Below are 15,335 nucleotides of genomic sequence, written 5' to 3' on the forward strand. Positions count from 1 at the left end.
GACAGCGGGGCTCCGGATCGGTCGCGGATCGGTCCGGGGCCCTTGTCGTCTGGGGAGTATCGTCCCAAGGCTCGCAAAACCGGGTGAGTGCCATGCTGGCGTCCCTCTCGATCCGTGACGTGGTCCTGATCGAACGGCTGAACCTGTCGTTCGGCCAAGGCTTGTGCGTGCTGACCGGCGAGACCGGCGCCGGCAAGTCCATCCTGCTGGACGCGCTCGGCCTGGCGCTGGGCGGCCGGGGCGACAGCGGCCTGGTGCGCCATGGCGCGGACCAGGCGACGGTGGTGGCGGAGTTCGACCTGGGCGCCTTCGCCAAGGGCGGCGACAGCCATCCCGCGCTGACCCTGCTGCGTGAACAGGATCTGGACGCCGACACCACGCTGGTCCTGCGTCGCACCGTCACCGCCGATGGCCGCTCCCGCGCCTTTATCAATGACCAGCCGGTTGGCGTGGCGCTGTTGCGCCGGATCGGCGAGACGCTGGTGGAGGTGCATGGGCAATTCGACACCCATGGCCTGCTGAACCCGCTGACCCACCGCGACCTGCTGGACGATTACGCCGGGCTGGCGCCGAAGCGCGCCGCCCTGACCGCGCTCTACCGCGCCTGGCAGGCGGCGGAAACGGCGCGGGCCGACGCCGACCGCGAAGCCGCCCGGGCGCGCGAGGAGGAGGACTACGTCCGCCATGCGCTGGCCGAGTTGGACGCGCTGGACCCCAAGGACAATGAGGAAGAGGCGCTGGCGGAAAAGCGCGCCGTCATGATGCACCGGGAAAAGCTGGTGGAGGCGTTGACGGGGGCGGCCGGCGAAATCTCCGGCGAGCGCGGCGCGGAACGCGCCCTTGCCAACGCCCTGCGCCACCTGACCCGCGTGGCCGACAAGGCCGCCGGCCAGTTGGACCCGCTGATCGCCATCCTGGACCAGGCCGCCGCCGAGATCGGGGAGGCCGCGCGCACCCTTCAGGTCATGGCCAGCGACATGGACCATGACGGCGCCAGCCTGGAAAAGCTGGAGGAACGGTTGTTCGCCCTGCGCGCCTGCGCCCGCAAGCATGGCATCGCCGTGGCCGGCCTGGCGACCTTGCGCGCCGACTTCGCCCGGCGGCTGTCGCTGATCGAGGATCAGGGCGACCTGCTGACCCGCCTGGCCAAGGACGCCGCCGAGGCCAAGCAGGCCTATGCCACCGCCGCCACCGCCCTGACGGAGGAGCGGCGCAAGGCCGCGGGAAAGCTGGACAAGGCCGTGATGGCCGAACTGGCGCCGTTGAAGCTGGACAGGGCCCGCTTCGTCACCGCCGTGGAGGCGGTGGCGGAGGCCGACTGGGGACCTGGCGGCGGCGACCGCGTGGCCTTCACCGTCGCAACCAACCCGGGCGCCCCGCCGGGCCCGCTGGCCAAGATCGCGTCCGGGGGCGAACTCGCCCGCTTCATGCTGGCGCTGAAGGTCATCCTGGCCCAGGTCGGCACCGTGCCCACCCTGGTGTTCGACGAGGTCGACACCGGCATCGGTGGCGCCGTGGCCAACGCCGTGGGCGAGCGCCTGGCCCGCCTGGGCGCCGGTGTCCAGGTGCTGGTGGTGACGCACAGCCCGCAGGTCGCGGCGCGCGGCCAGCAGCATCTGAACGTGCGCAAGCGCGTGGCCGCCGGCAAGACCACCACCGACGTGGTCATGTTATCGCCCGAGGAGCGGCGGGAGGAGATCGCCCGCATGCTGTCGGGCGCCGAGATCACCGCCGCCGCCCGCGCCGCCGCGTCCGAACTGATGGCCGCCGGCTGAGCCCGGCGCCCCTCTCTCCGCCTTTGCCCCCTCGCCTCTGCCTGAGTACATGCCATGGCCGCCACGCAAGCCATCGACACCCTGACGCCTGAGGATGCCCAGGCGGAACATGCCCGCCTGGTGGCGGAAATCACGCACCACCGCGCCCTCTATTACCAGAAGGACGCGCCGGAGATTTCCGACGCCGCGTATGACGCGCTGGAAAAGCGCCTGGCGGCCCTGGAGAAGCATTTCCCGACGCTGGCCGGCGCCCACAGCCCCACGGCCACGGTGGGTGCCGCCCCGGCCGCCGGATTCGGCAAGGTGAAGCACAGGGTGCCCATGCTGTCGCTGGGCAACGCCTTCGAGGACGAGGACGTCACCGACTTCGTCGCCAGCATCCGCCGCTTCCTGGTGCTGGATGACGAGGCCCCGCTGGACTTCGTGGCGGAACCCAAGATCGACGGCCTGTCCCTGTCCATCCGCTATGAGGACGGCCGGCTGGTGCAGGCCGCCACGCGCGGCGACGGGGCGGAGGGCGAGGACGTCACCGCCAACGTGCGCACCATCGACGACATCCCCAACACGCTGACGGGCCCAGTTTCCGGAAAAGGGACCCCGGCCGTCCTGGAGGTGCGGGGCGAGGTCTATATGCGGCGCGAGGACTTCCTGGCGCTCAACAAGGCCCAGGCGGAGAAGGGCGAGAAAGTCTTCGCCAATCCACGCAACGCCGCCGCCGGGTCCTTGCGCCAGTTGGACGCCAGCATCACGGCCGGCCGGCCCCTGCGTTTCTTCGCCTATACCTGGGGGGAGCTGTCGGAGCCGCTGGGCACCACCCAGTCGGAAAGCCGCCAGCGCCTGGCCGAGCTGGGCTTCACCCTCAGCGAGCCATCGCGCCTGTGCCGCACGGCGGAGGAGTTGCTGGACTATTACCGTGCCATCGGCGCCCAGCGGGCCACCCTGCCCTTCGACATCGACGGCGTGGTCTACAAGGTGGACCGGCTGGATCTGCAGGAGCGCCTGGGCTTCCGCACCCGCACGCCGCGCTGGGCGACGGCGCACAAGTATCCTGCGGAACAGGCGCAGACCATCCTCAAGGCCATCAGCATCCAGGTGGGCCGCACCGGCGCCCTGACCCCGGTGGCGGAGCTGGAGCCCATCACCGTCGGCGGCGTCGTCGTCTCCCGCGCCACCCTGCACAACGAGGATGAGATCCGCCGCAAGGACGTGCGGGTGGGCGATACGGTCATCGTCCAGCGCGCCGGCGACGTCATCCCGCAGATCGTGAGTTCGGTAGCGTCCCTGCGCCCGGCCGACGCCAAGCCCTATGAATTCCCCACCCATTGCCCCGCCTGCGGCAGCCTGGCCGTGCGTTCCACGGCCGAGAAGGCGGACATGGCGGCGGAAATGGCCGCCGTGGAAGGCGGAACGGACGCGGCCGAAGCCCCGCCGGGCGAGTCCATTGAAACGGCCGCCGAACCCGACGGCGTGGTGCGCCGCTGCACCGGCGGCCTGATCTGCCCGGCGCAGGCGGTGGAGCGCCTCATCCACTTCACCAGCCGCCTGGCCTTCGACATCGAGGGCCTGGGCATCGAGCGCATGCGGCTGTTCTTCAGCCAGGGACGCATCCGCGAACCCGCCGATATCTTCACCCTGGAAAAGCGGGAGGACGAGCGGCTGGACCGCATCGTCACCATGACCGGCTTCGGCAAGAAGTCGGTGGAGAAGCTGTTCGCGGCCATCGAGGCCCGCCGCACCATCGGCCTGGACCGCCTTATCTATGCCCTGGGCATCCGCCAGGTGGGCGAGGCCACGGCCAAGCTGCTGGCCCGCCACTACCTGACGGTGGACCACTGGCAGGAATCCATGATCAAGGCGGCGCAGGAACGGGCGGCCCAGCCCACGGAGCGCAAGCCGGAACTGGTGGGCGAGGCCTATGCCGAGCTGTGCGCCATCGAGCAGATCGGCGTGGGCGTGGCCGACGACATGATGGCCTTCTTCCGCGAAGAGCATAACCGCGCCCTATTGGACCGCCTGCTGGCCCAGATCACCGTGGAGACCTACCAGCGGCCCAGCACCACCGGCTCCCCCGTCGTGGGCAAGACCGTGGTGTTCACCGGCACGCTGGAAACCATGGGCCGCAGCGAGGCCAAGGCCAAGGCGGAGAGCCTGGGCGCCAAGGTCGCGGGTTCCGTCAGCGCCAAGACCGACTATGTCGTCGTCGGTGCCGACGCGGGCTCCAAAGCCACCAAGGCGCGTGAACTGGGCCTGACCATCCTGACAGAACAGGAGTGGGTGGACCTCATCAGCGGCAAGACCGCCGCGCCGGAATAATCGCGAGATTCGCCACGCGACTGGCCTGAACGGCGATTAAATCGCCGTTCACTTGTCGCCTATGGGCTCCCGCCCCAGGCTTTCCGCCGGCTTCGGCATTGGCATACCCCTTGCGTAAAGGGTGTCGACTGCCCGGACGACATCCGGGCCGGACCCATCCGTGAGGGAGAATCCCGTTCCATGTCTCGTATGCCCCACCGCCTGGCCGCCGCCTTCGTCGTCCTGTCCGCCCTGCCCTTGGCCGTCCCGGCCCAAGCCGCCAGCGTCGGCCCGCAGACCCTGCATGGCCGCACGCTGGAGCTGGAGGGCCTGGTGGCCCATGTCGAAATCACGGTATCGCCCTCCGCCAAGGAGATCACCGTCACCGCCACCGGCGATGATGACCAGGTGAACCGCCTGTCCTTCCACAGCGAGGGTGACAAGGCCAAGGTGGAGCAGGAGCACCGCCACCACGAACACTACAGCGACCGCGACTTCATGAAGGTCAGCGTCACCCTGCCCGCCGGCACCGCCCTGTCGGTCGATGATTTCGTCGGGGACCTGACCGCCGGTGACTTGAACGCCGATTTGGCAGTGGCGGATCTGCACTCCGGCTCCATCACCGTGGGACGGGTGCAGGCGGCCGCTTTGGACGTGACAGGCAGTGGCGATATCACCGTGGGCGACGTCGCCAAGGCCGTCTCGGTGGAGATCAAGGGCTCCGGCAAAGTGCGCACCGGCAAGACGAGCGGCGCGGTGTCGCTGGAAATCAGCGGTTCGGGCAATGTCGACATGGCCTCGGTCAACGGCGCGGTGTCGGCTGAAATCCACGGCAGCGGCAACGTCACCATTCATGCCGGCAAGGCCGACCCCCTGTCGGTGGACATCGCCGGTTCTGGCGACTTCACCCTGGACGGGGTCGCCACCAACCAGTCCATCAGCCAGCACGGGTCCGGTCAGGTGCATATCCGCAACGGCCGCTGAGCCGCCCCCCTGGTGCCATCGGAAAAAGCCCGCCGGGAAACCGGTGGGCTTTCGTCCTTGCGACCAAGGGCCTAAGGTCGGCGCACACGCCATCATCCGGGAATGCGTCGATGAAATACCTGCATACCATGGTCCGCGTCACCGACCTGGACGCCTCGCTGGACTTCTACGTCAACAAGCTGGGGCTGGAACTGGTGCGCCGCCGCGATTACGAGAAGGGGCGCTTCACCCTGGTCTACCTGGCTGCCCCCGGCTCCCCGGAATCGGAGGTCGAGCTGACATGGAACTGGGATCCGGAGGTCTATACCGGCGGCCGCAACTTCGGCCATCTGGCCTTCGCCGTGGATGACATCTATGCCACGTGCCAGCGTCTGATGGACGCGGGCGTCACCATCAACCGCCCGCCGCGCGATGGCCACATGGCCTTCGTCCGCTCCCCCGACCAGATCTCGATCGAGCTGCTGCAGGCCGGCGACGCCCTGCCCCCGCAGGAACCCTGGGCCTCCATGCCCAACACCGGGTCCTGGTAAGGGAAAAGCGCCTCCCGCAGCGCAGGGTTGCGGGGGGCGCCCGTTCATTCTATCCATACCCCATGCTGTTGATCGTGCTGACCGTCATGGGGGTGGGGCTGGTCCTGGCGCTGGTCGCCTGGCTGGCGACGCGTGGCCCGTCGGAAGGGGAGATTTTCCGCCGCTTCGACGCGCTGGACGGTTTCACCATCACCGAACGCCACGCGCATGAGGGCACCGGCATCGCCGCCGATGAGGCGCGCGGGCTGGTCGCGGTGATCGGCAAGGGCCTGGGCGGACGACCACCCGTGCTGCTGGCGGCCAAGGATCTGACGGCTTGGCGCTACCAGGCCAAGGACCAGCATTTCGAGATGACCCTCCGGGCGCGCCGCTTCCCCCAACCACTTGTCGTCAGCTTCCGCAAACGGGCTACCGCGGACGAATGGCTCAAGATTTTCCGCAACATCGTGGAGGGTCGCTGACACCTATCCCAGCGGGTCAATCATACAGAAGTGCGAGACTCCGGCCCCCCATAAGTCTTAAGGTCGACCCAGGGGCGGTGTCGCCGCCCCTGCCGCCCGTGAACGCCCCGTGACCAGAAGGTTGGCATGACGCCCCCACCGTCCTCCGAGGCACCGTCGTCGTCCCGAATCCTGGCGCGGTTCGGTACCGCGCACGCCGTCACCAACGGTGCCCCCCACGATGGAGCGCGCCCCCAGGACACGGCTTCCCAACATACGGACCCCCAACACACCGGTACAGGCACGGCGCCGGACGGCAAGGGCGGCGACGGCGGGAAGGGGCGGCTGCCGCTGCGCAAGCGCCTCTCGTACAAGCAGGCGCGCAACACGGCGCTGCTGACCCTGGCGCTGGGCGTCATCCTCAACACCGCCCAGATCACCTATGACCTGTTCAATGTCGAGCAGCAGACCGATCAGCTGGTGCAGCAGGTGCTGAGCACGGCGCGCCAGCCGGCAGCGGAGGCGGCCTACGCCTTCGACCAGGCGCTGGCGGAACGGGTTCTGACCGGCTTGTTCGAATACCGGCCACTGTATCACGCCGTGATCTATGAGGACTTCGGCAACCAGTTGGCCGCCAAGGACCGGCCGGAAGCGGAAGGTGGGCTGAAATGGCTGGCGGAGATCCTGCTGCCGCAAGAGAAGACCTTCTCGATTCAACTGGTGATCGAGCGCCATAACCAGAACGTGGGCGTGCTGAAGGTCAGCGTCGACCGCTACCTGATCGCGCTGGATTTCTTCCGTCGTTCCGCCATCGTGCTGGGCGTCGGCCTGGTGTGGACGGTGGCCCTGATCCTGGTCGTGGTCTTCTACATCTCGCTGTCCAAGCCCTTCCTGCGGCTGACCCACGGCATCGCCGCGGTGGATGCCCGCCGTCCGGCCGATGTGCTGCTGACCGTGCCCCCGCAGCATGCTGATGACGAGCTGGGCCTGCTGGCCCGCACCACCAATGACCTGCTGCTGGAATTCGACCGGGCGCTGGTGGAGTGCGAACGGGTGGAGGCCCGCCTGCGCGAGCGAGAGACGCATCTGTCCGGCATCATGGACAACGTGGCCGATGGCATCATCACCCTGGATGAGGATTTGCGGGTCGCCACCATGAACCGCGCGGCCCACCTGCTGTTCGGCTATGAGCCGGGCCAGGCGGCGGGCCAGCCCTTCGTCGGCTTCATCGCCGATGAGGATTGGCCGCGCGTTTCGACGGAACTGATGGCCTGCCTGCGCCGCCAGGGGGGCAGCCATGGCGGCGAGCAGCGGGCGGAGGTGCAGGGCCGCCGGCAGGACGGCACCACCTTCGCCATGGCCTTCGGCGTCAGCCAGATGCGGCTGGGCGATCGTCGCACCGCCATCTGCGTCGTCCAGGACATCACCCAGCGCAAACGGTCGGAACGGGCCTTGCGGGAAAGCGAGGAGCGGCTGAAGCAGGCCGTCAGCGCCACCCGCTCCGGCGTGTTCGACGCCGACTTCGCCACCGGCCTGACGTGGTGGAGCCCGGAGTTCCTGGAGATGCTGGGCTATCCCGGCGGCGCCAGCCCCTGGCACGACAAGCCGCTGGAAGCGCTGCTGCACCCGGACGACGCCCCAGCGACCATGAGCACCATCGAGCGCTATCTGTCCGGGGACAGCGGCGACTATCTCAGCGTCTTCCGCCTACGCAAAAGCGATGGCAGCTGGCTGTGGATCGAGGCGCGCGGCCTGGCCATCCGGGACGAGCGGGGCCGCCCCGTGCGCTTCACCGGCACCATGACCGACGTGACCGACCGCAAGCGCTTCGAGGAGCAGCTGCTGTACGTTAGTACCCACGACCCCCTGACCGGCCTGGCCAACCGCACCTTGCTGCAGGACCGATTGCAGCACGCCATCGCCCACGGCGCCCGCAAGGGCACCTCCGTCGCCGTGCTGGTCATGGACCTGGACCGCTTCAAACTGGTCAACGACAGCCTGGGCAGCCAGGTGGGCGACAAGCTGCTGCGCGCCCTGGGCCAACGCCTGGTGTCCTGCGTGCGCGCCGCCGACACGGTGGGCCGCATGGGGGCCGACGAGTTCATGGTGATCGCGGAGGATTTGCCGGAGCCGCAGGTGGCCGCCCGCATCGCCGAGGCCATCCTGGTGGGCCTGACCCGGCCCTTCGCCATCGATGGCCAGCAGTTGTTCATCACCACGTCCATCGGCATCAGCCTGTTCCCGGGCGACGCCACGGACACCGACGCCCTGCTGCGCGACGCCGCCACCGCCATGGACAATGCCAAGGCGGCGGGCGGCAACAGCTATCAGTTCTTCACCCCGCGCATGAACGAGGAGGCGGTGGCCCGCCTGTCCATGGAGCACGCGCTGCGCGAGGCCCTGGACCTCAACCAGTTCAGCCTGCACTACCAGCCCAAGATCGACCTCGAAACACTGAATCCGGTGGGCACCGAGGCCCTGATCCGCTGGAACCATCCGGAGATGGGCTCGGTTTCCCCCGCCCGCTTCATCCCCATGGCGGAGGAGAACGGCCTGATCGTGCCCATCGGCGAATGGGTGATGCGCACCGCCCTGGCCCAGATCCGCACCTGGCAAGAGCAAGGACTGCAACCCCTGCCCGTGGCCGTCAACGTCTCCGTCCGCCAACTGTCGTCCGGGCAGTTCGCGGAACGGGTGCGCCAGCTGCTGCAGGAGTATGGTGTGGGGCCGGAGTTCCTGGAGTTGGAGATCACCGAAACGGCGATGATGTCCAACCTGGCCTACATCGCCGACACCCTGGCGGAATTGCGGTCGCAGGGCATCTCCATCGCCATCGACGATTTCGGCACGGGCTATTCCTCGCTGTCCTATCTGCGCCGGCTGCCCATCACCACGCTGAAGATCGACCGGTCCTTCGTGTCGGAGGCCACGTCGAACACCGACACCGCCGCCATCGCCGCCACCATCATCGCCATGGGACGGCAGTTGGGCCTGACGGTTGTGGCGGAGGGAATCGAGACGGAAGAGCAGCTGGACTTTCTGCGCCGGCACCAATGCGACCAGCTTCAGGGCTTCTTCTTCTCAAAACCGCGTCCCGCGGACGACTTCTGCAAAACTTTTTTGAAGCCGACAAAGATGCAGGCGGTCGCCTCCTGAACCCGGCTTGACGCCTACTGGCAACCCTCCAAACACCCCCGCCAGCCCCCCGGAATCCGAGTTGAACGGCGTTGCAGATTTGCCCTATTCGGCCCGGAATCCCTTGATCCTGCTCATCAATGCTTGACGAGCCGGGCGGGAAAACCGACTCTTTGCCCAGAGAGGCTGGACACGGTCCCTGACAGGAATGCCAGGAACGGCCGCGTCTCAAAAAATAACGTACTGGGAGGAAAGACGCATGGTGGCGAACGTCTTTGGAAAGTCGTGCCTGAAATCTCGCATTCTGACAGGCGTCAGCGTTGCCGCGCTGGGCACGTCGCTATTCGCGTCGATGCCGGCACGCGCCCTGGACTTCAATTCCGGCGACCTTCAGGGCAGCTTCAACACCACCTTGACCTTCGGCGGCCTGATCCGCGTGCAGGAGCGTGACAAGAACCTGGTGGGCAAGGCCAACGGCGGCAACGCCGCCTCCATCAACCAGGACAACGGCGACCTGAACTACGGCACCGGCCTGGTGTCGACCACCGGCCGCATGACCAATGAACTGAAGCTGGACTACGACAACATCGGCTTCTTCGGCCGCGCGACCTTCTTCTACGACCCCATCAACAACGATGCGAACAGCACGGCCGGCGCCCGCACCGGCGCCTTCACGCTGAGTTCCACCGCCCGCGACCAGTCGGCGGCCTACGCCCGGCTGCTGGACGCCTACGCCTATGGCAACTTCGACCTGGGTGGCGGCACGTCGCTCAGCATGCGCGTCGGCAACCAGGTGCTGAGCTGGGGTGAAAGCACCTTCATTCCCAACGGCATCAACGCCATCAACCCGGTGGACGTCTCGGCGCTGCACCAGCCCGGCACGGAACTGAAGGAAGTGTTCCTGCCGGTGCCGATGATCAGCGCCAACCTGGGCCTGACCAACAACCTCAGCCTGGAAGCCTTCTACCAGTTCAAATGGGAGAAGACGCTGCTGGACCCGGCGGGCACCTATTTCAGCAGCGACGACGCGCTGTCACCGGGCGCCCGCTACCTGTCCCTGCCCTTCGGCAACCCGCTGGCCAAGGACAGCCCCTTCCAGGGCGCCATCGAGACCAACGGCACCGTCAAGAACCCCATCCTGGGCCAGGTCACCCCCATCGCCCCGTTCGGCACCAACGTGCCGCGCCTGAACGACCACAACGGCCGCGACGACGGGCAGTTCGGCTTCGGCGTCCACTATTCGGTGCCGGAACTGGACGACACCGACTTTGGCTTCTTCTTCATGAAGTACAACAACCGGGTGCCCGACCTGTCGGTGAAGGTGGGCAGCTTCGGTGACTTCGCCTCAAACCCCGAGACGTTCAGCAACCACAGCGGCTACTACGCCGACTATGTCAACGACATCAAGATGTACGGCGTCAGCTTCAACACCAGTGTTGAAGGCATCGCCATCCAGGGCGAATACTCGTTCCGCCAGGGCCAACCCTTGCAGTATGACGCCGTGGACGTGCTGCAGGCCATGCTGGCCGCACCCTCGGTCTTCGGCTTCATCCAGACCGGCACGCAGCAGGGCGCGGCCCTGGGCGCCTCGCAGGGTGCCGCCCAGGGCACCGCCGCGGCCACCGCCGCCTATCAGACGGCGGTGAACCGGGTCCTGTCCGTCGCCGCCCCGTCCCTGGTGGGCACCAGCTTCAGCTCGCTGCCGGCCCCGGTGCAGGCCCAGGTGCAGGCCGCCATCGCCGCCGCCGGCGGGCCGGCGTCGCTTACCGCGGCCCAGGCTGCGGGTGCCGCCCAGGGCGCCGCCGCCGGCCGCACCGCCGGCGCCACCGCCGGTGCCCAGCAGGCGGCCACCGCCGCCGCCCACATCTTCAACACCAACGCGCTGATCAAGCGCCTGGGCGGCATCCAGGGCACGACGACGGCGGAAATCGAGCAGAGCGCGTCCCGCCTGTTCGGCAGCACCATCCAGGGCTATGGCCGCTACGACATCAGCCAGGTGCAGATGACCTTCACCAAGGACCTGCCGCCCATGATGGGCGCCAGCCAGGTCATCCTGTTGGGCGAGGTGGGCGCCGACATCGTGCACAACATGCCCGATGGCGTGCATTTCAGCGGCACGGGGACCAATGTGGGCGGCAACGCCAACTTCCTGGGCCTGGGCGGCATGGACAGCGTGGCCACCAGCGGCTTCGGCACCGAGTTCTCCTGGGGTTACCGCATCGTCGCCCGCTTCGACTATCTGAACGCCATCGGCGGCGTCAACCTGATGCCGCGCATCGTGTGGGAGCATGACGTCCACGGCACCACGCCGCTGCCCGTCGGCACCTTCATCGATGGCCGCAAGGCCGTGTCGGTGGGCCTGACCGCCACCTTCCTGGACAAGTGGTCGGCCGATGTGAACTACACCAACTTCTTCGGCGGTGGTGACTTCAACCTGATCAACGATCGTGACTTCATCAGCTTCAGCCTGAAGTATTCCTTCTAATCCTGCGCCGTCACGGGACCGCCGGATTTCCCTCGGCGGCCCGTGACAGAGCAGAATCCCTTTCCCGGTTTTATGGGCGTCGGCCGCCGAGAGGTGGCAGGCGACTTGAATGATGAGATGCCGCCCCCTCGCCGCCCGGCTTGCCACCGGCGCCCTGTCCCTGGTCCTGGCTTCCAGCCTCGCCCCTGGGGACAACCTAAGAGCGAGGGAGATGGCGACCGGCGACAGCCCCTCATCGTCCGCCATCAAGGTCACCGCGCCCATCGCCGCGAAGACCCCGGCCGCCAATGCCCCCATCCCGGCGCTGCTGGCCCCCCTCGCCCCGCGCTCTCTGATCCTGGCCGGGACGCTGGCGGGTACGCGGCTGGTGGCGGTGGGGGAACGCGGGCACATCCTGCTGTCCGACGACAACGGCCACAGCTGGCGCCAGGTGCCGGCCCCGGCCAACGCCACCTTGACCGGCGTGCGCTTCATCGACGCCAAGCAGGGCTGGGCCGTGGGCCACGACGCCACCATCCTGCACACGACCGATGGCGGCGAAAGCTGGACCCTGCAGAACTTCGCGCCCGACTGGGAACAGCCCTTGATGGACGTGCTGTTCGACGATGCCGACCATGGCATCGCGGTGGGGGCCTACGGCCTGTTCCTGGAAACGGCCGATGGCGGCAAGACCTGGACCAAGCGCCGCATCACCGACGACGACCTGCACCTCAACGCCATCTTCGCCACCGGCGGCGACACCCGCATGGTGGTGGGCGAGGCCGGCGGCGTTTACACCAGCCCGGACAAGGGCCACACTTGGACCAAGCGGGCCCTGCCCTATGAGGGCTCGCTGTTCGGTGGCCTGATGGTGGACGACAAGACCGTCCTGGTGTTCGGCCTGCAAGGCCACGCCTTCCGCTCCACCGATGGCGGGCAGAACTGGCAGGCCATCGATACCGGCACCAAGGCTGGCCTGATGGGCGGGGTCGCCACCCCGAACCGCCATGTCGTGCTGGTGGGCGCCCTGGGCACGGTGTTGAACAGCGCCGACGGCGGCGGCAGCTTCACATTGAGCTACCGGCCCGATCGCCTGGCCCTCGCCGACGCGGTGCGGGGCGCCGACGGCAGTCTGGTCCTGCTGGGCGACGAGGGGCCCAAGCTGGCGGGCGCGCTGCCCTAAAGCCCCCTGACAGTCCGGCCCGCCGGCCGCTTACGCCCTTTCCGGTTTCCCCGTTTCCCCCGAGTGCCCGATGACCTCCCTGCCCCGTTTCCTCGACGCCGTGATCTTCCGCCACCGGCAGGTGGTGTTGGTTCTGTTCGCGTTGACCACGGCCTTCTTCGCCTGGCAGGCCAGCCACCTGGCGGTGGACACGGCCTATGAGAAGCAGTTGCCGCAAGAACACCCCTATATGAAGACCTTCCTGCAGTATCAGAAGGAATTCGGTGGGGCCAACCGGGTGGTGGTGGCGCTGAGCGTCAAGAAGGGCGACATCTACACGCCGGAGTTCTTCACCAAGCTGAAGCAGGTGACGGACGAGGTGTTCTTCATTCCCGGCGTGGACCGGGCCAGCGTCACCTCGCTCTTCACCCCCAACGTCCGCTTCATCGAGATCGTGGAGGACGGGTTCAGCGGCGGCAACGTCATCCCGGCGGAGTTCCAGGCCACGCCGGACTGGCTGAACGTGGTGCGCGGCAACGTGCTGAAATCAGGCCAGGTGGGCCGCCTTGTGGCGGAGGACTTCACCGCGGCATTGGTCAGCATTCAGCTGCTGGACCGCGACCCCAGCACCGGCGCCAAGCTGAATTACATGGAGGTGGCCAAGAAGCTGGAGGCCATCCGCGCCAAATACGCCGACGATGCCGTGGACATCCACATCATCGGCTTCGCCAAGGCCATGGGCGACGTGGCCGACGGCACGGTGGGCGTCATCGGATTCTTCGGCGTCGCCTTCGTCATCACCGCCATCCTGGTCTATGTCTACGGCCGGTCCTTCCGCATGACCGCCGTGCTGCTGGCCCTGTCGGTCGTCACCGTCGTGTGGCAGCTGGGCCTGCTGGTCTTGATGGGCTTGGCGATGGACCCCATGTCCATCCTGGTACCCTTCCTGGTGTTCGCCATCGCCATCAGCCACGGCGTGCAGAACGTGGGCACCATCACGCAGGAGATCGGCAAGGGCGCCGACGCCTTTTCCGCCGCCCGCATCAGCTTCCAGCGCCTGCTGGTGCCGGGCACCAGCGCCCTGGTGGCCGACGCCATCGCCTTCCTCACCATCCGTATCGTCAAGATCCAGATGATCCAGGAACTGGCGTTGTCGGCGTCCGTGGGCATGGTCATCATCGTCGTCACCCACCTCGTCATCCTGCCGGTTGCCCTGTCCTTCCTGTCGCTGGGCGACAGCTACCGCCGGCGGGTGGCGGGCCAGGTGGATCGCTTCGACGCGGTGTGGAAGGTCTTCACCGTCTTCGCCCGGCCCAAGGGCGCCATTCCCGCCCTGATGATCGGCCTGGCCGTGTTCGCCTGGGCACACCATGAGTCCGGCCGCCGCGTCATCGGCGACGCCGAAGCCGGCGTGCCGGAGCTGTGGCCGGACAGCCGCTACAACAAGGATGCGGATTTCATCGCCAGCCACTTCGCCATTGGCGTCGACATCATCCAGGTCATCGCCGAGGCGCCGGCCAACGGCTGCATCGACTACAACGTCATCTCGAAGGTGGACGACTTCGCCTGGCGGATCCGCAATGTCGACGGGGTGCAGTCCACCCTGTCGCTGCCCCAGGTCATGAAGACCGTCAACATGGGCTGGAATGAGGGCAACCTGAACTGGCGGGTGCTGCCCCGCAACAGCCAGGTGCTGGTGCGCGCCGTCTCCCCCGTCGAGACGTCCACCGGCCTGCTGAACGCCGACTGCTCGGTCATGCCCGTCATGATCTTCACCAAGGACCATAAGGCTGAGACCATCGACCGTGTGGTCAAGGCGGTGGAGGCCTACAACAAGGCCAACGGCACGGACGCCAACGACAAGGGGCCCATCCATTTCCGCCTGGCCACGGGCAATGTCGGTGTCATGGCCGCCACCAACCAGGCGGTGACGGCGGCCGAGACGCCCATGCTGCTGTGGGTCTACGCCACCGTGCTGGTGTTCTGCGCCATCACCTTCCGCTCCGTCGTCGGCACCATCGCCACCGTCCTGCCCCTGATCGTCGTCTCGGTGCTGTGCGACGCGTTGATGGCCGAGCTGAAGATCGGCCTCAAGACCAGCACCCTGCCGGTCACCGCCCTGGGCGTGGGCATCGGCGTGGACTACGGCCTCTACATCTTCAACCGTCTGCAATCCTACCTGAAGCATGGCCTGGGCTTCGCCGAGGCTTACTACAAGACCTTGCAGGAAACCGGCAGCTCCATCCTGTTCACCGCCCTCACCCTGGCCGTGGGCGTCGCCACCTGGTCCTTCTCCGCCCTGAAGTTCCAGGCCAACATGGGCGAACTGCTGACCTTCGTCTTCATCGCCAACATGTTGGGCGCCATCATCCTGCTGCCCGCCATCGCCGCCACGCTCTATCGCCTGTTCCCCCGCCTGTTCGAGGGCGAGGTCAAGCGCGCGCAGAAGCGGACCTTCGCGGCGCACTGAGCCTGTCCGCGAGCAGATTCACGCTACAAGGTGATTCCGCCTTTACGCGATCTGCTCTAGCGTTTGCCTCCGGCGCCGGCGCC

Annotated in this window: 9 protein-coding genes; all 9 read left to right on the forward strand. The window is 67.5% G+C overall.

Annotation, left to right across the window (positions count from 1 at the left end):
* Positions 1 to 92: 92 nt before the first annotated feature.
* The 9 genes from recN to FBZ90_RS03460 all read left to right on the forward strand — a co-directional run bounded on the left by recN (position 93) and on the right by FBZ90_RS03460 (position 15,252).
* Positions 93 to 1,775 (forward strand): DNA repair protein RecN, encoded by a 1,683-nt coding sequence (gene recN / locus FBZ90_RS03420; RefSeq protein ID WP_145729633.1) that lies wholly within the window; start codon positions 93 to 95, stop codon positions 1,773 to 1,775.
* A 54-nt stretch (positions 1,776 to 1,829) separates the two neighbouring features.
* Positions 1,830 to 4,088, forward strand: a complete 2,259-nt coding sequence (ligA, locus tag FBZ90_RS03425) for an NAD-dependent DNA ligase LigA (RefSeq protein WP_145729634.1) — start codon at positions 1,830 to 1,832, stop codon at positions 4,086 to 4,088.
* 180 nt (positions 4,089 to 4,268) lie between these two features.
* A complete protein-coding gene (locus tag FBZ90_RS03430; RefSeq protein WP_145729635.1) occupies positions 4,269 to 5,051 on the forward strand; it encodes a GIN domain-containing protein in 783 nt (260 codons plus the stop codon).
* 110 nt (positions 5,052 to 5,161) lie between these two features.
* Positions 5,162 to 5,581 (forward strand): VOC family protein, encoded by a 420-nt coding sequence (locus FBZ90_RS03435; RefSeq protein WP_040844566.1) that lies wholly within the window; start codon positions 5,162 to 5,164, stop codon positions 5,579 to 5,581.
* Between the two features lie 62 nt (positions 5,582 to 5,643).
* Entirely contained in the window at positions 5,644 to 6,042 is a 399-nt protein-coding gene (locus FBZ90_RS03440) for a hypothetical protein (RefSeq protein WP_145729636.1), read from the forward strand.
* Positions 6,043 to 6,168: 126 nt separating this feature from the next.
* Entirely contained in the window at positions 6,169 to 9,177 is a 3,009-nt protein-coding gene (locus FBZ90_RS03445; protein ID WP_145729637.1) for an EAL domain-containing protein, read from the forward strand.
* Between the two features lie 238 nt (positions 9,178 to 9,415).
* Positions 9,416 to 11,641: a DUF1302 domain-containing protein gene (locus tag FBZ90_RS03450; protein WP_186455588.1), complete on the forward strand. Its 2,226-nt coding sequence runs from the start codon at positions 9,416 to 9,418 to the stop codon at positions 11,639 to 11,641.
* 211 nt (positions 11,642 to 11,852) lie between these two features.
* Positions 11,853 to 12,803, forward strand: a complete 951-nt coding sequence (locus tag FBZ90_RS03455) for a WD40/YVTN/BNR-like repeat-containing protein (RefSeq protein ID WP_246130131.1) — start codon at positions 11,853 to 11,855, stop codon at positions 12,801 to 12,803.
* Between the two features lie 70 nt (positions 12,804 to 12,873).
* Positions 12,874 to 15,252, forward strand: coding sequence for an efflux RND transporter permease subunit (locus FBZ90_RS03460; RefSeq protein WP_145729640.1), 2,379 nt, complete (start codon positions 12,874 to 12,876; stop codon positions 15,250 to 15,252).
* Positions 15,253 to 15,335 lie beyond the last annotated feature (83 nt).

Origin of the sequence: Nitrospirillum pindoramense, from assembly GCF_007827955.1 — a bacterium.
GTDB lineage: Bacteria > Pseudomonadota > Alphaproteobacteria > Azospirillales > Azospirillaceae > Nitrospirillum > Nitrospirillum amazonense_B.